Source organism: Rhodococcus sp. 15-725-2-2b (genome assembly GCF_002259075.1).
Taxonomy (GTDB): domain Bacteria; phylum Actinomycetota; class Actinomycetes; order Mycobacteriales; family Mycobacteriaceae; genus Rhodococcoides.
The window spans coordinates 31,647-55,687 of sequence record NZ_NPFL01000009.1 but is presented as its reverse complement, the minus strand read 5'-3'; the positions used below and the strand labels follow the sequence as shown (position 1 = coordinate 55,687).

The following is a 24,041-nucleotide window of genomic DNA, read 5'->3' as shown; positions in this document are numbered from 1 at the left end:
AACGCGCGCGCATTCGCTGAACGCGAGCACAATTGTCGCCGGATCGGGGCAGATCTGCGCGCACCTGGCAAGAGCGCGCGCGTTTGCGAACCTGCGGCGGGGCGCGCCCTGGCGAATCTCCAGCACACCGCCGACTCCACTGTGATCGTTCGCAAAATATGCGCAACTCTGACGACCTGTCAGTTCTGAGTCTGTTCCAATGTCGATGACTCGACAAAGCCGGAGGACTTGTGGAGGTCCGACATGCCTGTGACCGATCGCGTGACGGGCCGGTATGCAGCGGCTGTTCCGGCCATCGTGGAAAAGGTGGGTTGTCACTATCTCCCGCCGCAGGACTACGAGATCGGGCGTGAACAGATTCGAGAGTTCGCCCGGTCCGTCCAGGACGACCATCCATCGCATCACCTCGAACGTGCCGCAGCCATTCTCGGCTACGACTCGTTGATCGCCCCCGTCACTTTCGTCAGCGTCATCGGCACGCGGCTGTTGCCCGAACTGTTCGAGCACCTGCTGATCGGCTACTCCGTGAGCGACGTGCTGCACACCGATCAGCAGATCGTGCTCCGACGACCGTTGCAGGTGGGCGACCGGATCAACTCCGACCTGTGTCTGGAATCGTTTCGACAATCCTCGGGCAGCGACGTGATGGTCACCAGCAACACCCTCACCGACGGGTCGGGAATCGAAGTGATCACCTGTCGAACCACATTCGTGGCCAGGACCGGTGGATACACCGAACCCGCGATGGCCACGGCGCTCCGCACTCTGATGCGGAGCTGACGGGGCACCACCCTGCGCGTCGCTGCCGGGACCTCGGGTGGTGTGGTGGGAGGAGATCCGCCCACAGAATCGAGACCATGACATGCCCATCACCCGGCAGATTCCCAAAGCTACCGACCTGCGCGAGGTCCTCTCGTTCAAGAAGCCTGATCTGAACCTGCGCCGCCGACGCCTGAGCGCGGCACTCACCATCGACGATCTCCGCACCATCGCCCGTCGACGCACCCCGCGCGCGGCGTTCGACTACACCGACGGTGCCGCCGACGCCGAGATTTCACTCTCGCGAGCTCGTCAGGCCTTCCGCGACGTCGAATTCCATCCCTCGATCCTGCGGGACGTCTCCCACGTCGACACCTCGACGACAGTGTTCGGTGGGCCGTCCGCGCTCCCGTTCGGCATCGCGCCGACGGGATTCACCCGCCTGATGCAGACCGAGGGTGAGTACGCCGGGTCTGCCGCAGCCGGAGCGGCTGGAATTCCGTTCTGCCTCTCGACCCTGGGCACCACGTCGATCGAGGACGTCAAGGCCACCAACCCGAATGGGCGCAACTGGTTCCAGCTCTACGTCATGCGCGACCGCGACATCTCGTTCGGGCTGGTCGAACGCGCCGCGAAGGCAGGCTTCGACACACTGCTGTTCACGGTCGACACACCGGTTGCAGGAGCTCGCCTGCGCGACAAGCGCAACGGGTTCTCCATCCCGCCGCAGTTGACCGCGTCGACGATCGCCAACGCCATTCCGCGTCCATGGTGGTGGTGGGACTTCCTCACCACGGCCAAGCTCGAGTTCGCGTCACTGTCTTCCACTGGCGGCACGGTCGGCGAGCTGCTCAATTCGGCGATGGATCCGTCCATCTCGTTCGAGGATCTCGACGTCATCCGGGAGATCTGGCCCGGCAAGCTGGTCGTCAAAGGTGTTCAGTCGGTGGCCGATTCGGCCCGTCTCGCCGAACTGGGAGTCGACGGCATCATCCTGTCGAACCACGGAGGCCGACAACTCGATCGCGCTCCTGTCCCCTTCCACCTGCTGCCGCAGGTCGTGCGCGAAGTCGGCTCCGACTTCGAGGTCGCCGTCGACACGGGCATCATGCACGGTGCCGATATCGTCGCCTCCATCGCGATGGGGGCGTCGTTCACACTCGTCGGCCGGGCGTACCTGTACGGCCTGATGGCCGGAGGTCGCGCGGGCGTCGACCGCATGATCGAGATCCTGCGCGAGGACATCGTGCGCACCATGCAACTGCTGCAGGTCAATTCGATCGCCGAGCTCACCCCGGAGCACGTCACTCAACTGACTCGATTGGCCCCACTGCAGTCCGGGGCCCGCACCGTTACTCCACACTGACCGCTGAAGTCGGACCGTCGAGGCCCGTGGGGCCCGTCGGGGCCGGGTTGGAGGTCCCGGTTCGGCGCAAATGCGCGCGCATTCGCTGAGCGCGCGCGAAATAGCCGGCTCGAACGGGGCGATTCCGCCCGCACCTGACAAACGCGCGCGCGTTTGCGAACCAAGGCGGGCGCGCCTGACAAACGCGCGCGCGTTTGCGAACCAGGGCGGATCCAGACGGGTCCCCGGCGGACGTCCGGTCACCCCGGACCCGCCCGCGCCGAGGCGATGGCGTCGGACATTCCGAAGCGACCCAGAAACACCGGCTGGCCCACCGTGACGATCACGTCCCACTCGTTGATCGTGCACTCCCGCAACTGGGTACCCATGCGCACCGCCAACCCCCGCGCCGTCTCGCACGCATCGGCCACCCCACGATCGAGAGCCCCCGCACCAGCCAGCGCCGCGAGATCGGCCGCCGACTGCGCCTGATGACGAGCACCCACCGCCGAGCCCACATGAATCACCATCACAACGACGGCGATCGCCGCCGACATCGCCAGCGCCGCCAACACCGTCGCCCCGCCCTCGTCGTCTTGTAGCGCCCTCCCGAAAGCGGGCCTCATTCCGCTGCAACCGGTTCCGCAGCAGCAACCGCCTCAGCCGACAATGTCAACCCCGGCAGCGGACTCTCCACCTCCACCCGCGCGACGAAGAACTCACCGTCCTCGGTCACCGTCACCCGAGCACCGTCGGGCCCGACCCGTTGCCCCACCGAGACAGCCTGCGCACCATCACCTCTGGCCGCCAACCGAGCAGCTTCTCTGGCGGCATCGACGCACCCGATGTGCATCGTCACCGACACGATCGCCCCGATACACACCACGATCACCGCGACGATGGACGCGATCGCGAACGCCGCCTCCACCGTCACGGCCCCGTCATCATCGCCCAAGATCAGACGGCAGTGTTCAACGCTCGATCGATGATCCCCGTCAACGCCGTCACGATGCTGTTGCCGGTCACCACCGTGTACAACACCGCCCCGAACGCCGCGGCCGCGATGGTGCCGATGGCGTATTCCGCGGTCGACATGCCGTCGTCCTCCACGCCGAACAGCATGATTCGAGTCTTCAACTCCTGCAGTGCATTCTCGATCATCTCGATTCCCCTCCCTGTTCTCCGATGCAGCATCTCCGCATCGGACACTCGAGTACGCGGCGGTCACAGCAGACCGCCGCCCAGTACGTTGCCCGCCAGTCCGATCACCACGGGGATGATGCCGAGGCAGATGAAGGCAGGCAGAAAGCACAGCCCCAACGGCCCGCTGATCAGCACACCGGCACGCTCGGCGGCAGCAGCCGATGCGTCTTCGGCCCGGGTTCGTTGGGTCGCAGCGAGTTCCGTCATCGCCGACGCCATGGACGACCCGGCTCGGGCAGATCGCCGTGCCATCCTCGCCAGAGCCTCGGTCTCCGGATCCTGTGCGACGGCGTCCCACGCTGTGGTGGCGTCGGCTCCGAGTTCGAGCAGATCGGCGGCCTTGCGCAACGCGACACCGAACGAGATCGGAGCGGAATGTGCCGCTGCCGCAGCGGCAGTCGCCACGGGAAGGCCCGAACGTAGGCACGCTGCGAGCAGATCGAAGGTCATGGCCACCGCGAGCGGGTCGGGGGCCGGCGCATCGTCGGCGTCGGCATTCGCACGACCGTCGGGTGCCAGCCTGTGCAATCCGCTCGCGACCGTGGGCAGCGTGATCAGTGCCGATGCCAGACAGAGCACCGTCGCCCACATCACGTCGTCACCTTGCCGGTGATCGCGTCGGTCCACAGCAGTCCCGCGCAGCCCAGGGCCGTGCCGATGACCAGCAGCATTCCGCCGAGCCCGCCGCCGAGCAGGAGCTGCAGTGGATTCGCTCCCATCAGCTGACCGAGCGCGACTCCGAGGATCGGTAGACCGGCCAGGACCAGCGCGGTGGCGCGGGCTCCGGCGAGCGCTGCGTCCGTTCGTTCGCGAAACCGTCTACGCCCCAGCATGTCCTCACGGGTGGCGTCGAGCAGTTCGGCGAGCGCGAGTCCGTACTCATCCGCCACCCGCCACGCTGCGGCCAATCGGGCCAGCTCCGCGTCCAGCAACGAATCGGACGCAGCGATGCCGTCGGCAGCCCTGCCGCCCAGCCGGGCCCGCGACGCCGCGCCGCGCAATGCCGTCGACGCGATGCCGCCGCACTCGTCCGCCGCAACCGCGCTGGCCGTGGCGGGATGGGATCCGACGCGGAGCTCGCCGATGACCACCTCGACTCCGGTTGCGAGCCAGTTCAATTCCTCGGCCCGCCGATCGCGTTCGAGTCTCCGACGATAACGCCGCCATCCGGTGCCACCCGCCACCGCCGCCGCGCTCACGGCCCAGAACCCGCCGAACCACCACACCGTCCCTGCCACGACGAGAGCGCAGCCGGTCGGCATCAGCCATCGCGGCGCGCTCGACGCCGTTCGTGCCTTCCGCGGCAGCCGACGAAAACTGCTGGGCCACAGTACGACTGCTGCAGCGAGGACCACGAGCGCGGCCGTCATCGGTTGTCACCGCAGCGACGATCGAGCAGTTCGAGGAGTCGACCTCGACCCGGCGTCGCGTCGGCAGCCACCGACCAGGCCGGAGCGATGTGCACACGCCCGGTGGGATCGACGTCGACCACTCCGATCTCACGTAGTCGTCGGGTACCGTCGGCGCTGCGGTGGACGTGCAACACCACCTGGACCGCCGCGGCGAGTTGGCTGTGCAGCGCGTCTCGACCCATTCCGCCCAGTGCGGCAAGGGCTTCGAGCCGGGCGGGCACCTCCGCCGGGGAGTTCGCGTGGATGGTTCCGGCTCCGCCGTCGTGACCTGTGTTGAGCGCCGTCATCAGGTCGATCACCTCGGCCCCGCGCACCTCACCGACCACGAGACGATCGGGTCGCATTCGCAAGGCCTGACGCACCAGCTGCCGCACCGACACCTCGCCGACACCTTCGACGTTGGGTGCGCGGGCCACGAGACGAACAACGTGCGGATGGGCCGGTGCCAACTCGGCCGCGTCCTCGACACAGACGATCCGTTCGGACGGATCCACTTCGCCCAGCAGCGCAGCAAGAAGGGTCGTCTTCCCTGCCCCGGTGCCGCCGACGACCAAGAAAGCCAAGCGACCGAACACGATTCGACGCAGTAGCTCGTACCCGTCCCCCGTCACGGCTCCCGATGCACGGAGAGCGGAGAGTCCCTGCGTCGCGGGTCGCAGCACCCGGAGCGACACGCACGTTCCTCCGCTCGCCACCGGTGCCAGCACAGCGTGCAGGCGGACGCCGAACGCTCCCTGCCCGACGCCGGGCAGTCGACCGTCGACCCAGGGCTGCGCGTCGTCGAGTCGACGGCCGGCCGAGAGGGCGAGCCGTTGCGCGAGCCGGCGAACGGCAGCCTCGTCGACGAAACGAACTCCGGTGCGCTCGAGTCCGCGCCCACGATCGATCCACACCTGATCCGGTGCGGTGACCAGTACGTCGGTCACTCCCGGTTCGGACAGCAGCGGCTCCAACGGCCCCGCGCCGGTCAGCTCGGTTTGCAGAACCCTCAGGGCCGCAAGCATATCGGTGTCGCCGATGACCCCGCCTGCTTCCGCTCGAATGGCTGCGGCGACGGTGGCGGGAACCGGAGCGTCGGCCGATGCAGCCAAACGATCGCGGACGCGGTCGAGCAGATCCGCGGTGACGACGGCGCTCATGCCGCCCTCCGCTGCCCACCGGGCTTGTGCGCGAACGTATCGAGCACGGCTTCGGCTGCTGCGGCCAGCGGCGAACGACGGCCCAGCACCAGACCTCCTCGTTCGAGGCGCTCGGCCAGTGCAGGCTCGGCACGCATCGACGTCAACAGCGGAAGCCCGAGGGCGACGGCGATGTCGTCGGCCCTCAGCCGACCCGGAGCCGGCCCGCGAACGACCAGTCCGACATTGGCATTTCGATCCACCACGTGCGCGGCCACCGCCTCGGCCGACGTCACGGCTCGCAGTTCGGCCGGAAGTACCAGCGTGACGAGGTCCGCCGCGGCATACAGAGCGTCGGAGACGTCGCTGGGATGACGCGGGGCGTCGCACACCACGAGATCGCCCGCTGCGCGTCCTGCATCGAGTACAGCCGCCACTGCGACGGCAGAGAGTCCGATACCTCGGCCGTCGGCTCGGCCCAGTGCCAGCACCGACATTCCGGAGCGGGAGGGCAGGGCCCCGTGCAGAGCGTCGGCGGAGACTCGGCCGCCCTCGACGACCAAGCCGGACCACCGCAGACCTGGAGCGTTCTCCCAACCGAGCAGCAGGTCCAGGCCGCTGCCGTACCGGTCGCCCTCGACCACGAGGGCACGTCGACCCGAACGGCTGCTGCACAGTCCGAGTGCGGCCGCGAAAGTGGATGCGCCCGCGCCACCGCGAGCGCCGACCACAGCGATCACGCCGCCGTCTCCGGATGGTGCCGACGCGGGTTCGCCGAGTATCCGCACGAGTGCGTCCTCGTCCCACGGCAGGGCGATCACATGCTCGGCACCGAGCGATGTGGCGATTCGCCAATCGTCGAGCGTCGGCGGTGCGGCCGTGACCAGAATGACGCCCGCGCGTCTCGGAAATCCCGTCGACAGTGCCGTCTCTGCGGACGCGAAGTCGACCAGAATAATTCCGCAACGGTCCCACATCGAACGTGTCGAGCCGATACCGACCAGTAAGTTCTGCTCTTCCACAACACAATCCGCGGCCGCGGCGATTCGGTAGACATCCTCGCGCAGTCCGCGAAGTTCGATCGACATCGTCACTGCCGGGTGCGTGGTCCGCTGCCGCGAGTCCGTTTCCATGCGCCAAGCGTGCGTGAGAATCTGCTCGAGATGCGCGCGACTTGGGGAAATGTGGATAGATTCGGGCCTGTGGATGAATACCGGTACTGCTGTACCAGTTTTCGACCTACCCCGGAAAAGAGGACGACCCTCGCCAGGGGGGGAGGAGGCGAGGGTCGTCTGGTTCAGCCCCGGGGGGTCGGGCTGAACACCGCCCGGAATGAACCGGGCTCGTAGAAAATACTACACCCGTGGACGTCCTTGTTTGCAAGTTCAACCGTCGGCTTTTCTCGACCGCGTCGAACCGAGTCCGCCAGTGGCACCGCGCAACATCCAACGGTCACCACCGGCCACTATGGTGACAAACGTGACCCAGAGCGCGAGCAACGACGACGTCCCGGCCGGCCGACGCACAGCGCGCGTCGCGGCATTCTTCGACCTCGACAAGACGATCATCGCCAAGTCCAGCACTTTGGCATTCAGCAAGCCGTTCTTCGACCAAGGACTCATCAACCGGCGCGCCGTTCTCAAGAGCAGCTACGCACAATTTCTGTTCCTGCTGTCCGGAGCCGATCACGACCAGATGGAGCGCATGCGCGCGCACATCGCGAGCATGACCGCAGGCTGGGACGTCGAACAGGTGCGAGCAATCGTCGCCGAAACGCTGCACAACATCGTCGACCCCCTCGTGTTCGCCGAAGCCGCCGATCTCATCGCCGACCACAAGCTCCGTGGACACGACGTCGTGGTCGTCTCGGCGTCCGGTGACGAGATCGTGCGCCCCATCGCCGAGCTGCTGGGGGCCGATCACAGCATGGCGACGACGATGGTGACCGTGGAGGGCAAGTACATCGGCGAGGTCGACTTCTACTGCTACGGCGAGGGCAAGGTCGACGCCATGAACTCCCTGGCCGCGCAACATGATTACGACTTGGCGTCGAGCTACGCGTACTCGGATTCGATCACCGACGTGCCGATGCTGCGCGCAGTCGGGCATCCCACGGCCGTCAACCCCGATCGTGCACTGCGCAAGGAAGCAGCCTCCCGCGGATGGCCGATTCTCACCTTCTCCAACCCGGTCTCGCTGCGATCACGAATCCAGACCCCGTCGGGCAAAACCGTAGCAGCAAGCGCCGCAGCAGGTTTCAGCGCTCTCGCGGCCGGCGCGATCACCTACGGACTGCTCCGAAGAAAAAGATGACGTCCAACCCCTTGATGTGAGGAGCGTCACGGGGTACAAATGACGTACGGAAGAACGGAAGGCCAAGAACGAATCGGAAGAGAAGATTCGCTCTCCCGACCGGAATTCCCAGCACGGACACCGGCACCCACGCGGAGCTTGCCACCTAATGGCAGAAGCGCTGTGGGCCTGCGACATTCGTCAGTGATCAGCAAGAACCCTGCACCGGTTGCAGGGATGACCTCATCACCGTCGAATTCTCGCCGAGGCCACGTGGTAGTCCATCACAGCCCACCTGTGCACGCTTGGTAACCAGGCGCTCCGTGCTAACGGGCGGCGACGTCGACGCAAGTCGGCATCGCCGCCCTTTTATATGCTCACTACTGCAGGCTCCGCTCGCGGCCCTTTTATATGCTCACTACTGCAGGCTCCGCTCGCGGCCCTTTTACGTGTGCACAACTCCTACTGAGCAGCCTCGGCAATCGAAGTCGCTTCTGCCGCACCGGCTTCGAATGCCCCGCAGCACAGGATCACCCAACTTCCGACGCCGGTTGCCGTACCCTCCGCGAATCCTGTCGCGCCGTCTCGGTAGGCATTCGCCCGACGCATCCAGCTCACCTCCGGTACTCCCAGGTTGTGGGGGTCGAATCCCGACGACGCTGCCACCAGTCGCGATGCAGCCCGCGCAACGACGCCGTCGGCCGATCCGAAAGCTTTGAGCGTCAACAGTTCACCGTGCACCACCGCCGCGATCACCGGGGCCGGTGCCGACGTTCCACCGGTCACCAGCTGTGCGAGGAGGTCGAGTCGCTCGCCGACACCTGCATCGCTGCGGGGACGGCCGAGCTCGGAGGCGTCGTCGACGAGGTCGGCTGCGGCCAACAGGTGCAGTCGTGCGAGGGTCTGAAGCGGTGCGCGCTTCCACGTCGAGACCGTGTTCTGCAGCGCATCACCGTCGAGGGCGGCCGCGACTCGCAGCGCACCCGCCAGAATGGGGTCGCCTTCTTCGCCCTCGCGGGGGAAATCCATCGAACCGCCCTCGAGCGTCGACGACGAGCGAGCCGCACGGACCGCGGCCTCGGCGGCGGTGGCCGGCCATCCCCGACGATTGGCCTTGTGCCGATGCACCGCGCCCAGAGCGTCGCGCGCACGTTCGGCGGAGTCGAGAACTCCAGGTAGTTCCAGCAGTGGGGCGAGGGGGTCCGTCACGACAGACGACGGTACCCCCTCCCCCACTCGGCGTTGTCGCCTACTTCGCTCCTGCCGCCAACAGCTCGGCTCGCGCCTGACGACGCTTGGCCTGTTCGGCCGGGTCCGGCACCGGAACGGCCGCGAGCAACCGCTTGGTGTACTCGTTGGTCGGACGACGCAGAATCTGATCCGTCGTACCGAACTCGGCCAGCTTGCCCTTGTTCAACACCGCGATGCGCTTGGCCAGCACCTCCACGACAGCGAGGTCGTGACTGATGAACAGGCATGCGAACCCGTACTCGTGCTGGAGTTCCTTGAACAGCTCGAGCACCTTGGCCTGCACCGACACGTCGAGCGCAGACGTCGGTTCGTCGGCCACCAGCAGCGTCGGCTCCAGGGCGAGTGCCCGCGCGATACCGACTCGCTGACGTTGACCGCCGGACAGCTGGTGCGGGTAGCGGTTGCGCATGGTCCGCGACAGGTGGACCCGGTCGAGCAATTCCTCGACCTTGCGGTTCCGCTCTGCAGCACTGTGCTCGGTGTGCAACAGCATCGGCTCGGCAATCGACTGTCCGATCGGCCAGCGTGGGTTCAGCGACGAACCCGGATCCTGGAACACGATGCCGACCTTGCTGCGCACCGAACGCAGTTCACGATTCGACAGGTTGGTGATGTCGACCCCTGCGATCGACAACGACCCGCCGGCGAGCTTGTTCAGTCCCACGACGGCCTTGCCGATCGTGGACTTACCCGAGCCCGATTCACCGACGAGGCCGACGACCTCACCCATCTCGATGTCGAGGCTGACCCCGTCGACGGCCCGGAACACGGTGCGGCCCGGATACTCGATGACGCCGTCGACGATGCTCAGTGCTCGGGTCTCCTCGACGGCACTCGGCTCGGCGATCCTCCCGGCGGTCACGGCCTCGATGCTGCTGCCCAGGTGCGGAACCGAGGCAAGCAACTGCTGCGTGTACGGATGCGACGCGTTCTTGAAAATAGTTTGCGCAGCATCGGTTTCGACGATGACGCCGTCCTTCATCACCGCGATGCGATCGGCCATGTCTGCTACCACGCCCATGTCGTGGGTGATCAGCACGATCGACGCATCGATTCGATTACGCAGGTCTCGCATCAGGTCGAGAATCTCGGCCTGCACCGTCACGTCCAGAGCCGTGGTCGGCTCGTCCGCGATCAGCAACGACGGATCCGAGGACAGCGCCTGGGCGATCATGGCGCGCTGACGCTGACCACCGGAGAGCTGGTGCGGGTAGAAGTCGACCCGCGTCTCCGGATCCGGCATCTCGACGAGCTTCAGGAGTTCGACGGCCCGCGCCTTGGCTTCCTTCTTCGACAGCGAGGTGTGCGCGCGGATGGCCTCGGTGATCTGCCAGCCGATCGAGTACACCGGATTGAGCGCCGTCATCGGTTCCTGGAAGATCACCGCGACGTTCTTGCCGCGGATGGGTGCGAGCTGCTTCTCGGGTAGCCCGACCAGTTCTTTCTCGCCCAGCTTGATGCTGCCCGACACCCGCGAATTATCGGCCAGCAGGCCCGGGACGGCCATGGCCGTCGTCGACTTGCCGGATCCGGATTCACCGACGATGGCCAGCACCTCGCCGGAGGCGACGGTGAACGAGACGGTGTCGACCGCCTTGCGCCAGACCTTGTCGACCTCGAACTCGACCGTCAGATCGGTGACACTCAGAACGGTGTCCTTCGCAGTACTCATGTCAGTTCCGTTTCGGATCGAGTGCGTCACGGAGTGCGTCGCCGAGCATGATGAACGCCAGCACCGTGACGGAGAGGAACGCGGCCGGGAACAGCACCAGGTGCGGTGCCGTCAGGAACACGTTCTGACCGAGGTTGATCTGCAGGCCCCAGGAGATCTCGGGAGCCTGCAATCCGATTCCGAGGAAGGTCAGCGTCGCCTCGGCCGCGATGAACGTACCGACCGAGATGGTCGCGTAGATGATCACCGGAGCCAGAGCGTTGGGCAGGATGTGTCGCACCAATATGCGGTAGGTCGACGCCCCCAATGCCTGTGCAGCCTGGACGTATTCACTGTTCTTGATCGAGATCACCGATGATCGAACCAGTCGCATCGCCGTCATCCAGCCGAAGGCCACCAGGGCGAGCGAGACGGTGAAGATGGTGCGCTGGGCCGTGACGGTGAGCAGGATCAGGGCACCGAGCAGCAGCGGGATTCCGAAGAACACGTCGGTGAAGCGAGCCAGGATGCTGTCGGTGATTCCGCCGAAGTACCCGGCGAGAGCACCGATCAGGACGCCGATGATGAGCACACCGATGACCGAGAGCACACCGATCGACAGCGAGATCCGCGCACCGTAGATGACGTTGGCGTAGTAGTCGCAGCCCTGGACGTCGGTGCCGAACCAGTGTGCAGCGCTGGGACTCTGACGGGAATCGGACAGCGAGCACACGCGCGGATCGATGCCGCGGGCGAACAGCTGCGGGAACACCGCCATCACCAACAGCACCAACAGCAGGAACGTGCCGATGATGAAGAACGGGCTCTTCCGCAGGAACTTCCACGCATTGCCCCACAGGCTGGCCTGACCGACCAACTCGACGGCCTCGCCGGTGATGACGTTGCCGGGCAGGCCCTCGTCTGCGGCGTGCTGAGCTGCGCTCGAATCTTCTTTATTCATAGCGAATCCTTGGATCGAGAACCGCGTAGAGAACGTCCACCACGAGGTTGAAGAAGATGTAGAAGAACACGAAGAGCGTCACGATGCCGACGACGACGGCACCTTCCTGACGGGCGAGACCGTCGTAGATCGCGCGGCCGAGACCTGGCAGGTTGAACACCGTTTCGGTCACGATGGCACCGCCCAGCAGTCCACCGACGTCGGCACCGATGAAGGTGACGACGGGAATCAACGAGTTGCGCAGCGCGTGCCGAACGATGATGCGACGGTTGCTGATTCCCTTCGACTTCGCGGTGCGGATGTAGTCCGCCGCCATCGACTCGGCGACCGATGTCCTGGTCAACCGCGCGACGTAGGCCATCGACAGCGATGCGAGCACGAGGCCGGGCAGCAGGAAGCTCGACCAGCCGTCGTTGATGCCGGAGATCGGGAAGAGCCCCAACTTCAGGCCGAGGGTGAACTGGGCGATGAAGCCGAGAACGAACACCGGCACCGACACCAGCAGCGTCGTCGAGATGAGCACCAGGTTGTCGAAGAACGATCCGCGCTTGAGGGCGGCGAGCACGCCTGCGGCGATGCCCATGACGGTCTCGATGACGACGGCCACGATGGTCAACCGGACCGTGACCGGAAGTGCCCGCTCGATGGTGTCGAGGACGGGGCGTCCGGAGAAGTCGGTGCCGAAGTCGCCCTGGAAGAAGCCGCCGATGTACTTGAAGTACTGGACGAACAGATTGTCGTCGAGGTTGAACTCGTCTCGCAGCTGGGCGACGACGCCGGGGGCGAGGGGACGATCTCCAGCGAGGGCGCGGATGGGATCACCCGGTAGCGCGTAGACCATCGCGAAGATCAAGAACGAGGAGCCGATCAGGACGGGAATCGTCAGCAGTAATCGGCGAGTGATGTAGCGACCCACTGTGTGTCTTCTCCTTGAACAAGGGACGAACCTGCGCCTCGGGTCTTGCCGGCGCAGGTCGGTGTGGGGCAGATGCGACCCACGGATGAACGAAACCCGGTGGGTGGCAACCGATCATGCTCGGCTGCCACCCACCTGGGTGCGTCGTCAGCTGACTACGACGTCCTCGAGAACGATGTTGCCACGGTTGTCGATCTTGACGTCGGAGACGCGATCGGACCACACAGCCTGGTTCAGGCCGTAGAACAGCGGGGTAGCGGGCATCTGGTCGATCAGGATGTCCTCTGCCTTCTGGTAGTCCGCCGTTGCCGCGTCGATATCTGCAGCGTTGTTGCCTTCGGCCAACGCGGCGTCGAATGCCGGGTCGTTGAAGAAGACGTAGTTGCTACCTGCCGGCGGGGTTGCGGCTGCCGAGTACAACGGGGAGAGGAAGTTGTAGATCGACGGGTAGTCCATGATCCAGCCCGAGCGGAACGGGCCGGTCATACCCTTGGCGTCCTGCAACGGCAGGTACTGCGCGAACTGCAGATCGCCGCGCAGTGCGTAGTTCACACCCAGGTTGTCACGCAACTGGTTGCCCACCGCGGTCATCCACGAATCGTGGCCCGCACCGGCGTTGAACCACAGGTCCACCGGCTGGCTGCGGTCGAAGCCGGCCTCGTCGAGCAGGCGGTTGGCCTCGTCCGGGTTGAGCTCACAGTTCGCACCGCAGGCGTCCTCGCGGTAGCCGTCGACGACGGGCGAAGCGAAAGATCCTGCCGGGGTACGGGTATCGGTGAAGATCGCGGTCGCGATGGCCTGACGATCGATGGCCATCGAGAATGCCTTACGCACGTTCGGATCCTGGAATCGCGGATCGTACGTCGGGAAACCGAGAGAAGTGATGTCGGGACGCGCACGCTCGCCATAGCGGTCACCGAACTGGTCACGAGCAGTGGCCCACGCATCCTCGGGCAGATCGAGCATGACGTCGAGTCCGCCGCCCTGAACATCGTTGTAGCCGGTGTTCAGCTCGGTGTAGACCTTGAAGTTGACGCCTGCGGACTGAGCCGGGTTGTCGCCCTTGTAGTCGTCGTACTTGGTGACGGTGAAGCCCTGTCCCGGAACGAAGTCCGAGTCGGCCTTGAACGGGCCGTTACCGATCGGGCGGGCACCGTATGCATCGGGGTCGGCGTAGAACGCCTCGGGCAGCGGGTCGAATGCCGTGTATCCCAGCGTGAGCGGGAAGATGGCGAACGGTCCGGTGAGCTTGACGGTGAAGGTCGTCTCGTCGACGACGTTCAGACCGCTCAGTTCGGTTGCGACGGGCTCGGCGGTGTCGCTACCCTGCAGATCCGCGTAGCCTTCGATGTTCTCGAAGAAGTACGAGGCACCGAATGCGTTGGTGCTCAACGCGTTGTAGCTCCATGCCTTGGTGTAGGACTCGGCCGTGACGGGGGTGCCGTCGTGGAACGTCCAGCCGTCCTTGAGCTTGATGGTCCAGGTGGTGTTGTCCTCGGATTCGACGGACTCGGCAACGCCGTTGTACTCGACGCTGTTGTCCTCGTCGTTGAACGTGACCAGCGGAGTGAAGAGGGCCTCGAGGACCTGGCTGCCTTCGCTCTCGGTGGTGTTTCCGGGAACCAACGGGTTCTCCGGCTCACCGATGTAGATGCTGTAGATCCCGTCGGAACTGCCACCGGAGCTCGAGCCTCCACCGCCACAGGCGGCGAGCAGGCTCGCACTCATCAGCACAGCCGTGGTGACGACCACGGCACGTTTGATACGCAAGAAAATCCTCCATCCAGATGTGAACACGGGGTCATCCGTGCTCAGTTCCTCGGGCGCGACGCCCGGGGATTCGTGGGCGACCGCATGGCACGGCAGGTGGGCCGTTCCAACGATCTGATGGGATGGACTTTAGACACATCCTGAAACGAACATGTGAACTCCCCCAACTTTTGCTGACCCGTGAGTAAGCCGGAAACATGATCGAAACGTTTCGGCAAGTCGATTTCTCACAGTTCGGACATCCTCGTCGCCACGGGTCCACGCCGACGGCCCCGATGACCGCCCAGCGTGCAGAAACTACCGATCACCGCAGATCAGGGGGTTGCAGGCGATTGCAACGGTGCGATCGCCATCACATGTGACTACCCTCACAAGGGGCTCGAGACAGGCACGGGAGTGCAGTTTCATGAGCGAAATGCACCGGACGAAAGTGAGCTATTCGAGATGACGACCAGTACCTCCGGAACCGACGAGACCGCGGTTGCCTCCTACGCGCCGTCGGCCGAGTTCACGGCTACGGCGAACGCCGGGGCCGAGCTCTACGCCGCCGCCGAGGAGGACCGACTCGGCTTCTGGGCCGAACAGGCTCGCCGACTCCACTGGCACACCCCGTTCACCGAAGTACTCGACTGGTCCGACGCCCCCGTGGCCAAGTGGTTCGCCGACGGCGAGCTCAACGTCGCCTACAACTGCGTCGACCGCCACGTCCTCGACGGACACGGCGACCAGGTGGCCATCCACTGGGAAGGCGAGCCAGGCGACAGCCGCGACGTCACCTACTCCGATCTGCTCGCAGACGTCAGCCAGGCCGCCAACACCCTGACCGAACTCGGCCTCGTCTCCGGCGACCGCGTTGCGATCTACATGCCCATGATCCCCGAGGCAATCGTCTCGATCCTCGCGTGCGCACGCCTGGGCCTGACCCACTCGGTCGTCTTCGCCGGCTTCTCGGCCACCGCGCTGCGCTCACGCATCGACGACGCCGAAGCCAAGCTCGTCATCACCACCGACGGCCAGTGGCGACGCGGCAAGCCCGCACCCATCAAGGACACCGTCGACGAGGCCGTCGACGGGGCGGCTTCGATCGAACACGTCCTCGTCGTCAAGCGCACCGACTCCGACGTCGCCTGGACCGACGGACGCGATCTGTGGTGGCACGAGACCGTCGCGAAGGCATCGAAAGAGCATGAGGCGCAGCCTTTCCCGGCCGAGCATCCGCTGTTCATCCTCTACACCTCGGGTACGACGGGTAAGCCCAAGGGCATCATCCACACCTCCGGCGGCTACCTGACGCAGACCTCGTACACCCACCACAACGTCTTCGACCACAAGGCAGGCAAGGACGTCTACTGGTGCACCGCCGACATCGGCTGGGTCACCGGACACTCCTACATCGTCTACGGCCCGCTCTCCAACCGCGCCACGCAGGTCGTCTACGAGGGAACGCCCAATTCGCCCGACGAGCACCGGCATTGGAACGTCATCGAGAAGTACAAGGTCTCGATCTACTACACCTCTCCCACCCTCGTGCGCACGTTCATGAAGTGGGGCAAGGAAATCCCCGAGGCCCACGATCTGTCCTCGATCCGTCTGCTCGGTTCCGTCGGCGAGCCGATCAACCCCGAGGCGTGGCGCTGGTTCCGCGACGTCGTCGGTGGCGGCAGCGCACCGATCGTCGATACCTGGTGGCAGACCGAGACCGGCGCGATCATGATCTCCCCGCTGCCCGGCGTCACCGCCACCAAGCCGGGCTCCGCGATGGCCCCGCTGCCCGGTATCTCCGCCAAGATCGTCGACGACGACGCCAAGCCACTGGGCAACGGCGGCAACGGTTATCTCGTCCTCGACGAGCCGTGGCCGTCGATGCTGCGCGGCATCTGGGGCGACATGGACCGCTACAAGGAAACGTACTGGTCGCGCTACGCCGAGGAGGGCTGGTACTTCGCCGGTGACGGCGCCAAGTACGACGAGGACGGCGCACTGTGGGTCCTCGGCCGCGTCGACGACGTCATGAACGTCTCCGGCCACCGCATCTCCACCTCCGAGGTGGAGTCGGCCCTGGTCAGCCATCACAGTGTCGCCGAGGCCGCAGTGGTCGGTGCCGCCGACGAGACCACCGGGCAGGGCATCGTCGCATTCGTCATCCTGCGCGGCGGCGAGGAGAACACCGGCGATGCGTTGATCGCCGAACTGAAAGCTCAGGTCTCCAAGGAAATTTCGCCGATCGCCAAGCCGCGGGAGATCTCCATCGTTCCCGAGCTGCCGAAGACCCGATCGGGCAAGATCATGCGTCGCCTGCTGCGCGACGTGGCCGAGGGCCGCGAACTCGGCGACGTGTCCACCCTCGTCGACCCGAAGGTGTTCGAGGCGATCACGAAGGGTCGCTAGCGCTCCCATGTGAGTGAAACTTCGTAGCCTGCTACGAAGTTTCACTCACATGCGGCGCAGCCGCTCAGATCGAACACCGTGTAGTCGCCGACGGTTTCGGGTGTGAAGGTCGCTGTCACCCAATCAGCGATCGCCGACGGTCGGTCCTTGTCGGTGCCGGCGATGAAGTAGTGGATTTTCCCGGCTGCCACGTCGGCCCGGAACTGGTCGAGCGTGGGCGACGGGTCGGTTCCGGAGAACCCGCCCACCGGCATCACCGGGTCGTCGGTCGCGAGCTGTAGGCCCGCGGCGGCGTTGGATCCGATCGTCGCCGCCACCCAGGTGTAGTGCTGTGCATCGGATTCGAGCAGCCCGGTCAGTTCGTCGTCCGGTGCCTGGGCAGTGAAGTGCGCCGAGTGCCCGGCATTGTCGTCGCGCACTCCGGTTCTGGACCCTGCCGCCTCGGACGGAATCGAGGGGCCCGCCGATGGACCTCCCCCACTGTGCGGGGTGACGACAGTGTCGGCGACATACGCGACCGGCCCCGCCAACGCGACAGCCAGAGCGACTGCTCCCAACGCCATCGATGCCTGCCGAGATCCCCGGAACAGCAGCGCGACGGCCACGATCACTCCCGCTGCCAACACGACCCACCGCAGCCACGGCACGAAGTCGGGAGTGCGGGCGAGAAAGACGAACGACGTTGCCGTGGTAACAGCCGAAACGAGCGCGAGAATCACACGCGCCCAAACTCTCTCGCGTCGCACCCACAGTTCACGCAGCGCAGCGCCGACGATCGCGGCGATCGCCGGCGCGATCACGATCGTGTAGTACGAGTGGAAGGTGCCCGACATGAAGCTGAACACCAGCGAGCACCCGACGAGCCACAATCCCCACATCACGAACCAGGCGCGAGCGAAGTCCCGTCGAGGAGCTGTGCCGCGCATGATGATTCCCGCCACCACGAGCACCAGCGCAGCCGGAATCAGCCACGAGATCTGACCACCCTGGGCATCCGCGAACAAGCGGGTGATTCCCGTCTGCGCACCGTGCCCGGCCGGGCCTGCACTGCCCGAAAACGACTCCGCGACGCCGCCGTGTTCGTTTCCCGTCAGTCGGCCCAGGCCGTTGTAACCGAACGTCAGGTCCAGAATGCTGTCGGTCTTCGACCCGCCGACCCACGGCCGGTCGGCAGCCGGAACCAACTGGACGATCGCGACCCACCACCCGGCCGTCACGAGCACAGCCGCACCGGCCGCCAGTAGCTGGAGAAGTCGAGCGCCGAGCCTCGGTGGACCGAACGCCGCGTACGTCACGGCAAGAGCCGGCACGACGAGGAACGCCTGGAGTTGCTTCGTCAGAAACCCCAGGCCGACAACGGCTCCGGTGAGCACCAACCATCGAGTTCGCCCGTCCTCGAGCGCGTGAAGCATCGCCCACGCTGCCCCCAACAAGGTGAGGGTGAGAAGGGCGTCGGGATTGTCGTAGCGGAACATCAGGGCGAAGGTCGGCGTCGTCGCCAGTACTGCGCCCGCGATCGATGCGGCCCCGTAGCCGAATCGACGGGCGACGATCGCGTACATGATTCCCACGCTCAGCACCGCCATCAGCACCTGCGGTAGCAGCAGCGACCACGAGTTGAGGCCGAAGATCCGCACGTACAGTTCCATGATCCACAGCGACGCAGGCGGCTTGTCCACCGTGATGGAGTTCGCGGCGTCGGACGAACCGAAGAGGAAGGCCTTCCAGCTCACCGAGCCGGCTTGAACGGCGGCTGCGTAGAAGGAATTACCCCAGTGCTCGCGGTTCAGATCGAGGGCGTAGGCCCCTGCGGTCGCAACGAGAAGGGCGGCGAGAGTGGGCATTGCCCAGCGCGGGCGAGCGATGTCGCGTTCGAGGACGGTCACAGTCGATCACTGTTGCCCCCGATCCTGAGGATGTGCGATCAAGTTGCTGACAATCGCCCGTCAATCGTCGCAGCGGACGAAAAGAGCGGACCCACGTGAGCGGAAATTCGACCCCTGCTACGAATTTCCGCTCACGTGCGGCGCAGCCGCTCTACACGCTGTCGAGCGACTGATCTCGTGTTTCGTTCATGATGATCAGCGAGATCAGCGTCAACGCTGCGGCGATGGCGAGGTACACGCCAACCCAACCGACGCCGTAGCTGCTCACCAGCCAGGTGGCGATGAACGGTGCGACTGCGGCACCGAGGATCGACGCGGTGTTGTACGAGATTCCCGAGCCCGTGTACCGAACGTTCGTCGGAAACAGTTCGGGTAGAACGGCACTCATCGGTCCGAAGGTCAGGCCCATCAGCCCGAGGCCGACGCACATGAACACCAGCATCTTGCCTGCCGAGGCGGACGCCGGATCTGCGAACCAGTGGAACGACAGGCCGAACAGCACGATCGCCGACGTGATGACGATCAGCGTGGGGCGACGGCCGTACTTGTCGGCCAGCAGTCCGGCCACCGGAATCAGCGCCGCGAAGAACAGCACCGCGATCAGCTGGAGCTCGAGGAAGTCGGTGTACGGGATGGCCAGCTTGGGGCCGTTGACGTCGGAGACCTTGCCCGTTCCGTAGCTGACCACCCACGTGGTCATGATGTAGAACAGCGTGTAGGTGGCGAGCATGACGAACGTTCCGATGATCAGCTGACGCCAACTGGTCTTGAACACCTGCGCCAGCGGGGTCTTGACCTTCTGGCCACGCTCGACGGCCAGCTTGAACACCGGCGTCTCCTCCAGCTTGAGCCGCACGTACAGGCCGATGATGACCATGACGGCGCTGAGCAGGAACGGGATTCGCCAACCCCATGTGAGGAACGCGTGATCGGTGCCCGAGTTCACGGAGTCGTAGCCCGTCGCGATGACGATGAGCAGGAAGATGCCGTTGGCGAAGAAGAAGCCGATAGGCGCGCCCAGCTGCGGGTACATCGCCGCCCACGCTCGCTTGCCCGGCTTGGCGGTTTCGGTGGCCAGCAACGCTGCCCCGCTCCACTCGCCGCCGAGACCGACGCCCTGGGTGAAGCGCATGATCGCCAGCAGAGCCGGAGCCCACAGGCCGACCGCGGCGTACGTCGGCAACAGTCCGATCGCGAACGTCGCGACACCCATCGTCAGCAGGGAGCCGACGAGCGTCGCCTTGCGTCCGATGCGATCGCCGAAGTGGCCGAACAGAATCGACCCGACGGGCCGCGCGATGAACGCCAGGCCGAAGGTCGCGAACGACGCCAGCAGAGCGGTGGTGTCGTTGCCCGCGGGGAAGAACAGACGCGGGAAGACGAGCACTGCGGCGGTGGCATAGATGTAGAAGTCGAAGAACTCGATGGACGTGCCGACCATCGAGGCGATCACAATGCGCGACCGCGGCACCTGGGGTGCGGGAATGGCGCCGTCGGCGGTGACGGCGTGTGCTGAACTCACGAATGCTCCTGAAGGGGGAAGTTCCCTGCAAATTACCTGATGAACACCTGAGAATTTCACGCCCTGGGGCTGTTCGTTGCCGGTTCGTGCAACATTGTCGTGTTTGCCCTCGCGGACGCGGAGGTACCCGGCCACGACAGCCGAGCGTCGCTCGACTAGCGGGAAACAGTTAATCTGCTATCTAGGCACTACTGTCGATACGATCTTCCGCACAACACCGAGCAGAGCAATTACAAGGGGTCGAGAGTTGAGCGTCAGCAATGACAAGGGATACGGCAACGGCGTCCCGAACACGATTTCGTCGATACCTCTGACCGATGTCGATGCCCGCACCCCTGGTAGCGCCAGCATCGGAAACCTCGTCAAGGACGCCACCACTCAGGTCTCGACGCTCGTACGCGCCGAAGTCGCCCTCGCCAAGGCCGAGGTCACCGGCGAGGTCAAGAAGGGACTGCAGGGCAGCGTCTTCTTCATCATCGCGTTGACGGTGTTGCTGTTCAGCTCGTTCTTCTTCTTCTTCTTCGCCGCCGAACTGCTGGACGTGTGGCTCTACCGCTGGGCGGCATTCCTGATCGTGTTCGCCGTCATGGTGTTGGCGGCGGCGCTGTTCGGATTCCTCGGATACCGCAGGGTCAAGAAGTTGCGCAAGCCCGAGAAGACCATCGACTCGCTCAAGCAGGCGTCGACGGTGCTGCCGAATCAGCACGATTCCATCCCCGGAGTTCCCGGCTACAAGAAGTAGTAGCCCGGCGAGTCGAGCAGTATGAATCAGCCCGATCCGTCCACGGTCCGATATCCGGGACAGTGGATCCACCGCGACATCCACGCCAACGGAATTCGGTTCCATGTCGTCGAGGTCGGCGAACACGCACCGGACGCACCGTTGGTGGTTCTGCTGCACGGCTTCGCCGACTTCTGGTACTCCTGGCGACACCAACTCGAGGCGCTGTCGCGGTCGGGGGTTCGCGCCATTGCCGTCGACCTGCGCGGATACGGTGACTCCGACAAGCCTCCACGCGGCTACGACGGGTGGACCCTGGCGGGCGACATCGTCGGCCTGGTTCGAGCACTCGGTTACCCGAACGCCACCTTCGTCGGCCACGCCGACGGCGGTCTCGTCTGCTGGGCCAGTGCAGCGCTGCACCCCCGCCTGGTGAACTCGATGGTGCTCGTCAACGCGCCGCATCCCATCTCTCTACGTCGCTCCGTGTTGAAGGACTCAGCCCAACGCGCCGCCCTGCTGCCCCACTTCGTTCGCTACCAGGTTCCGCTACGCCCCGAGAGACTGCTGACGCGTCGAGGCGGTGTCGCGGTGGAAGAACTGATGAGTAGCCGCGCCGGGAACGCGTGGCAGCGCACCGAGGATTTCGCGGACACCACGGCCAAGATGCGGTCGGCCATCCGTATTCCGGGGGCTGCGCACTGCGCACTGGAATATCAGCGGTGGGCGTTCCGCAGTCAGTTCCGTTCCGACGGCCGCCGCTTCATGGACGCCGTGGACGTCCGCACCTCGATTCGCGTCGCGCAGATCAGCGGCGACCTGGACCCGTACGTCCTGCCCACCACCCTCGACAGAGATCGACACTGGGCTCCGGGGCTGACGCGTCGAACAGTGCGAGACGTGGGGCATTACGTGCACCAGGAATCCCCCGACGTGGTGTCGGAGGAGATCCTGCGGGTCGTGCGCGAGCGCTAGACGATGCAGTCGCCCGTGCCCACCGGCACCGGGGCATCGAAACTCTGCGCGAGCTCGTCCGCGATCTCCGACGCGGTCAGCACGAATCCGGTGTCGGGGTCGTCGACCGCCGCGCCGAACACCACACCGAGTACCTCACCGGACGAGTTGACCAGCGGTCCACCGGAATTGCCCTGCCGCACCGATCCGCGGACGGTGTAGACCTCGCGTTGGACGGTGCCGGTGCGGTAGATGTCCGGTCCGCTGAGGTTGATGATCTCGCGGATGCGCGCCGGGCTCGCCGTGTACGGCCCGCCCCCGGGGTAGCCGAGCACGATGGCGTCGGTTCCGGATTCGGCAGGTGCAGGCGCGAACGGCAAGACCGGGGCCGCGAGCTCCGAAACCCGAAGCACGGCAACGTCTTCTTCCGGGTCGAACAACACGACGTCGGCGTCGAGCGGTCCGTTGGGCGAATCGACCGTCACCTCGGACGTGCCTGCGACGACGTGTGCATTGGTCATCACCAGATCCGATCCGACGACGAAACCCGAACCTTCCAACGCCTTCTGGCAGCTCGGCGCGATGCCGTTGATCTTGATGACGCTCGATTGCAGTTGCACCGGAATCGGTCCCGCTGCGATCCCGGAATCGGGTGCGGCGACGTTCGCGACCGGAGTGCGTCCGAACGGTCCGATGACGTCGGGAAGCCCGGACGTATCGAGCAGCGCCGAGAATTCCTTGGGCACCTGACGCAACCAGTCTGGAGCCACCTCGTCGACTTTGCCCAGAACCGTCGAGCCGCGTACAGCGCTGGCGACCTCGGGCTGCGAGGACGACGTCAGTGGAATGGCGAGCAGCCACGCGGCCGCGAGAACGGCTGCGGCCTGCAACCCGGCACCGATGGTGCTGTCGACCGATCGTGCTGCGCGCGAATGGATTCCGCTGCGCAATGCCCGACCGAGAACCATGCCGGCCACCTCACCGACGATCACCAACACCACGATCAGCGCGATTCCGACGAACACCCGCGTCCGCGAACCGTCGACGTGTTCGAGCACGTGCGGTGCCACCAGAATGCCGGCGACGGCCCCGAGCACGACACCGAGAAACGCCAGCGCCGACGCCACCGCCCCCTGCCGCCATCCCGACGTCGCCGCCAGCAGTGCGATGGCAACCACCGCGATATCGACCCACCCTGAACCTGTCACCGATCGAGCCTCGCTCCTACCGCAGTCAAGCTGGCCTCCAGATCGCGTATGTCCCCCGTGTCCCACTCGGGCTCCCAGCCCGATACAGCCAGCAGACCCGCCAGGATACCGCCCGTGAAGCCCCACACCAGCATGCCCTGCACAGCGAACGCGGGACCCTGGTATCCCGCAGGGTGGCGTACCTGGAATCTGTTGTTCGGATCGAGCAACTCGCGCAACGGAACTCGCACCACTCTCTCGGTCTCGCCGGGATCGACGACGCGAACCGGGGTCGGCCGCTCCCAGTACGAGAGCACCGGAACCACGTCGAAGCGCGAGGGCGGAACGTAGATTCCTGGCATCGTCGCCAACGGGACGACGCCTGCCGGGTCGAGCCCGGTCTCCTCCTGCGCCTCCCGCAGTGCCGTGCCGATCGGGCCGTCGTCGCCCGGGTCGGTGGCTCCGCCGGGAAAGGCGATCTGCCCGCTGTGATCTCGCAGTGTCGATGCACGCTGGGTCAGCAGGACGTCGGCGTCGGCAGGCAGTCCGCCGAGCGCACCGGGATCGGCGACGGGTGTGCCGCCGAACAGCACCAGCACGGCGGCGGACCGCGGCCGGTCGGACGACGGCGCTTGACGCTGCAGCACGGGATTGGTGCCGGTGGTGTCGGTGAGTCCGCCCGCCCTGCCTGCGACGTCGATCATG

General features: G+C 65.5%; 22 protein-coding genes. 6 read left to right on the top strand and 16 right to left on the bottom strand.

Annotated features, from left to right (window positions below; translation table 11 throughout):
* Positions 1-243: 243 nt before the first annotated feature.
* Both CH306_RS11515 and CH306_RS11510 read left to right on the top strand, forming a co-directional pair.
* Entirely contained in the window at positions 244-780 is a 537-nt protein-coding gene (locus tag CH306_RS11515; RefSeq protein WP_094646670.1) for an FAS1-like dehydratase domain-containing protein, read from the top strand.
* An 82-nt stretch (positions 781-862) separates the two neighbouring features.
* Positions 863-2,125, top strand: a complete 1,263-nt coding sequence (locus CH306_RS11510; protein WP_094646669.1) for an alpha-hydroxy acid oxidase — start codon at positions 863-865, stop codon at positions 2,123-2,125.
* A 239-nt stretch (positions 2,126-2,364) separates the two neighbouring features.
* Here the strand turns inward: CH306_RS11510 and CH306_RS11505 are convergent, their stop codons facing one another.
* The 7 genes from CH306_RS11505 to ssd form a co-directional block, all read right to left on the bottom strand.
* Positions 2,365-2,730 carry an Rv3654c family TadE-like protein gene (locus CH306_RS11505; protein ID WP_094646668.1) on the bottom strand — a complete coding sequence of 122 codons (366 nt, stop codon included), beginning with the start codon at positions 2,728-2,730 and terminating at the stop codon, positions 2,365-2,367.
* On the bottom strand, positions 2,727-3,059 hold the full coding sequence (locus tag CH306_RS11500) for a TadE family type IV pilus minor pilin (protein WP_230596755.1): 333 nt from the start codon (positions 3,057-3,059) through the stop codon (positions 2,727-2,729). Before CH306_RS11500 ends, CH306_RS11505 begins: the two co-directional genes overlap by 4 nt.
* Before the next feature lie 2 nt (positions 3,060-3,061).
* Positions 3,062-3,265 carry a DUF4244 domain-containing protein gene (locus tag CH306_RS11495; RefSeq protein ID WP_032395244.1) on the bottom strand — a complete coding sequence of 68 codons (204 nt, stop codon included), beginning with the start codon at positions 3,263-3,265 and terminating at the stop codon, positions 3,062-3,064.
* Between the two features lie 63 nt (positions 3,266-3,328).
* Positions 3,329-3,901, bottom strand: a complete 573-nt coding sequence (locus CH306_RS11490) for a type II secretion system F family protein (protein ID WP_094646667.1) — start codon at positions 3,899-3,901, stop codon at positions 3,329-3,331.
* Positions 3,898-4,677 (bottom strand): type II secretion system F family protein, encoded by a 780-nt coding sequence (locus tag CH306_RS11485; RefSeq protein WP_094646666.1) that lies wholly within the window; start codon positions 4,675-4,677, stop codon positions 3,898-3,900. Before CH306_RS11485 ends, CH306_RS11490 begins: the two co-directional genes overlap by 4 nt.
* A complete protein-coding gene (locus CH306_RS11480) occupies positions 4,674-5,858 on the bottom strand; it encodes a TadA family conjugal transfer-associated ATPase (protein WP_094646665.1) in 1,185 nt (394 codons plus the stop codon). The genes CH306_RS11485 and CH306_RS11480 overlap by 4 nt, the downstream gene beginning before the upstream one ends.
* Positions 5,855-6,970, bottom strand: a complete 1,116-nt coding sequence (gene ssd / locus CH306_RS11475; RefSeq protein WP_094646664.1) for a septum site-determining protein Ssd — start codon at positions 6,968-6,970, stop codon at positions 5,855-5,857. Before ssd ends, CH306_RS11480 begins: the two co-directional genes overlap by 4 nt.
* Before the next feature lie 334 nt (positions 6,971-7,304).
* Here ssd and CH306_RS11470 point away from each other — a divergent pair, with 334 nt between their 5' ends.
* A complete protein-coding gene (locus tag CH306_RS11470) occupies positions 7,305-8,150 on the top strand; it encodes an HAD family hydrolase (protein WP_230596757.1) in 846 nt (281 codons plus the stop codon).
* Between the two features lie 441 nt (positions 8,151-8,591).
* Here CH306_RS11470 and CH306_RS11465 read toward each other — a convergent pair whose 3' ends face one another.
* The 5 genes from CH306_RS11465 to CH306_RS11445 form a co-directional block, all read right to left on the bottom strand.
* Entirely contained in the window at positions 8,592-9,338 is a 747-nt protein-coding gene (locus CH306_RS11465) for an oxidoreductase (RefSeq protein WP_094646663.1), read from the bottom strand.
* 40 nt (positions 9,339-9,378) lie between these two features.
* Positions 9,379-11,052, bottom strand: coding sequence for an ABC transporter ATP-binding protein (locus tag CH306_RS11460; RefSeq protein ID WP_094646662.1), 1,674 nt, complete (start codon positions 11,050-11,052; stop codon positions 9,379-9,381).
* A gap of 1 nt (position 11,053) precedes the next feature.
* Positions 11,054-11,992: an ABC transporter permease gene (locus tag CH306_RS11455; protein WP_094637965.1), complete on the bottom strand. Its 939-nt coding sequence runs from the start codon at positions 11,990-11,992 to the stop codon at positions 11,054-11,056.
* Positions 11,985-12,908 carry an ABC transporter permease gene (locus CH306_RS11450; protein ID WP_094646661.1) on the bottom strand — a complete coding sequence of 308 codons (924 nt, stop codon included), beginning with the start codon at positions 12,906-12,908 and terminating at the stop codon, positions 11,985-11,987. The genes CH306_RS11455 and CH306_RS11450 overlap by 8 nt, the downstream gene beginning before the upstream one ends.
* 147 nt (positions 12,909-13,055) lie before the next feature.
* Entirely contained in the window at positions 13,056-14,678 is a 1,623-nt protein-coding gene (locus tag CH306_RS11445) for a peptide ABC transporter substrate-binding protein (protein ID WP_094646734.1), read from the bottom strand.
* Between the two features lie 444 nt (positions 14,679-15,122).
* On the opposite strand from CH306_RS11445, the gene acs reads away from it, so the two are divergent.
* Positions 15,123-17,066 carry an acetate--CoA ligase gene (gene acs / locus CH306_RS11440; protein WP_045198427.1) on the top strand — a complete coding sequence of 648 codons (1,944 nt, stop codon included), beginning with the start codon at positions 15,123-15,125 and terminating at the stop codon, positions 17,064-17,066.
* A gap of 41 nt (positions 17,067-17,107) precedes the next feature.
* Here acs and CH306_RS11435 read toward each other — a convergent pair whose 3' ends face one another.
* Entirely contained in the window at positions 17,108-18,952 is a 1,845-nt protein-coding gene (locus CH306_RS11435) for a glycosyltransferase family 39 protein (RefSeq protein ID WP_256981137.1), read from the bottom strand.
* Positions 18,953-19,103: 151 nt separating this feature from the next.
* On the bottom strand, positions 19,104-20,474 hold the full coding sequence (locus CH306_RS11430; RefSeq protein ID WP_179272854.1) for an MFS transporter: 1,371 nt from the start codon (positions 20,472-20,474) through the stop codon (positions 19,104-19,106).
* Between the two features lie 247 nt (positions 20,475-20,721).
* Here CH306_RS11430 and CH306_RS11425 point away from each other — a divergent pair, with 247 nt between their 5' ends.
* Positions 20,722-21,216 carry a phage holin family protein gene (locus tag CH306_RS11425; RefSeq protein WP_032395253.1) on the top strand — a complete coding sequence of 165 codons (495 nt, stop codon included), beginning with the start codon at positions 20,722-20,724 and terminating at the stop codon, positions 21,214-21,216.
* A gap of 21 nt (positions 21,217-21,237) precedes the next feature.
* A complete protein-coding gene (locus CH306_RS11420) occupies positions 21,238-22,170 on the top strand; it encodes an alpha/beta fold hydrolase (RefSeq protein WP_094646660.1) in 933 nt (310 codons plus the stop codon).
* Here the strand turns inward: CH306_RS11420 and marP are convergent.
* Both marP and CH306_RS11410 read right to left on the bottom strand, forming a co-directional pair.
* A complete protein-coding gene (gene marP, locus CH306_RS11415; RefSeq protein ID WP_094628516.1) occupies positions 22,167-23,357 on the bottom strand; it encodes an acid resistance serine protease MarP in 1,191 nt (396 codons plus the stop codon). The genes CH306_RS11420 and marP overlap by 4 nt on opposite strands.
* Positions 23,354-24,040 carry an NUDIX hydrolase gene (locus CH306_RS11410; RefSeq protein WP_094646731.1) on the bottom strand — a complete coding sequence of 229 codons (687 nt, stop codon included), beginning with the start codon at positions 24,038-24,040 and terminating at the stop codon, positions 23,354-23,356. Before CH306_RS11410 ends, marP begins: the two co-directional genes overlap by 4 nt.
* Position 24,041 lies beyond the last annotated feature (1 nt).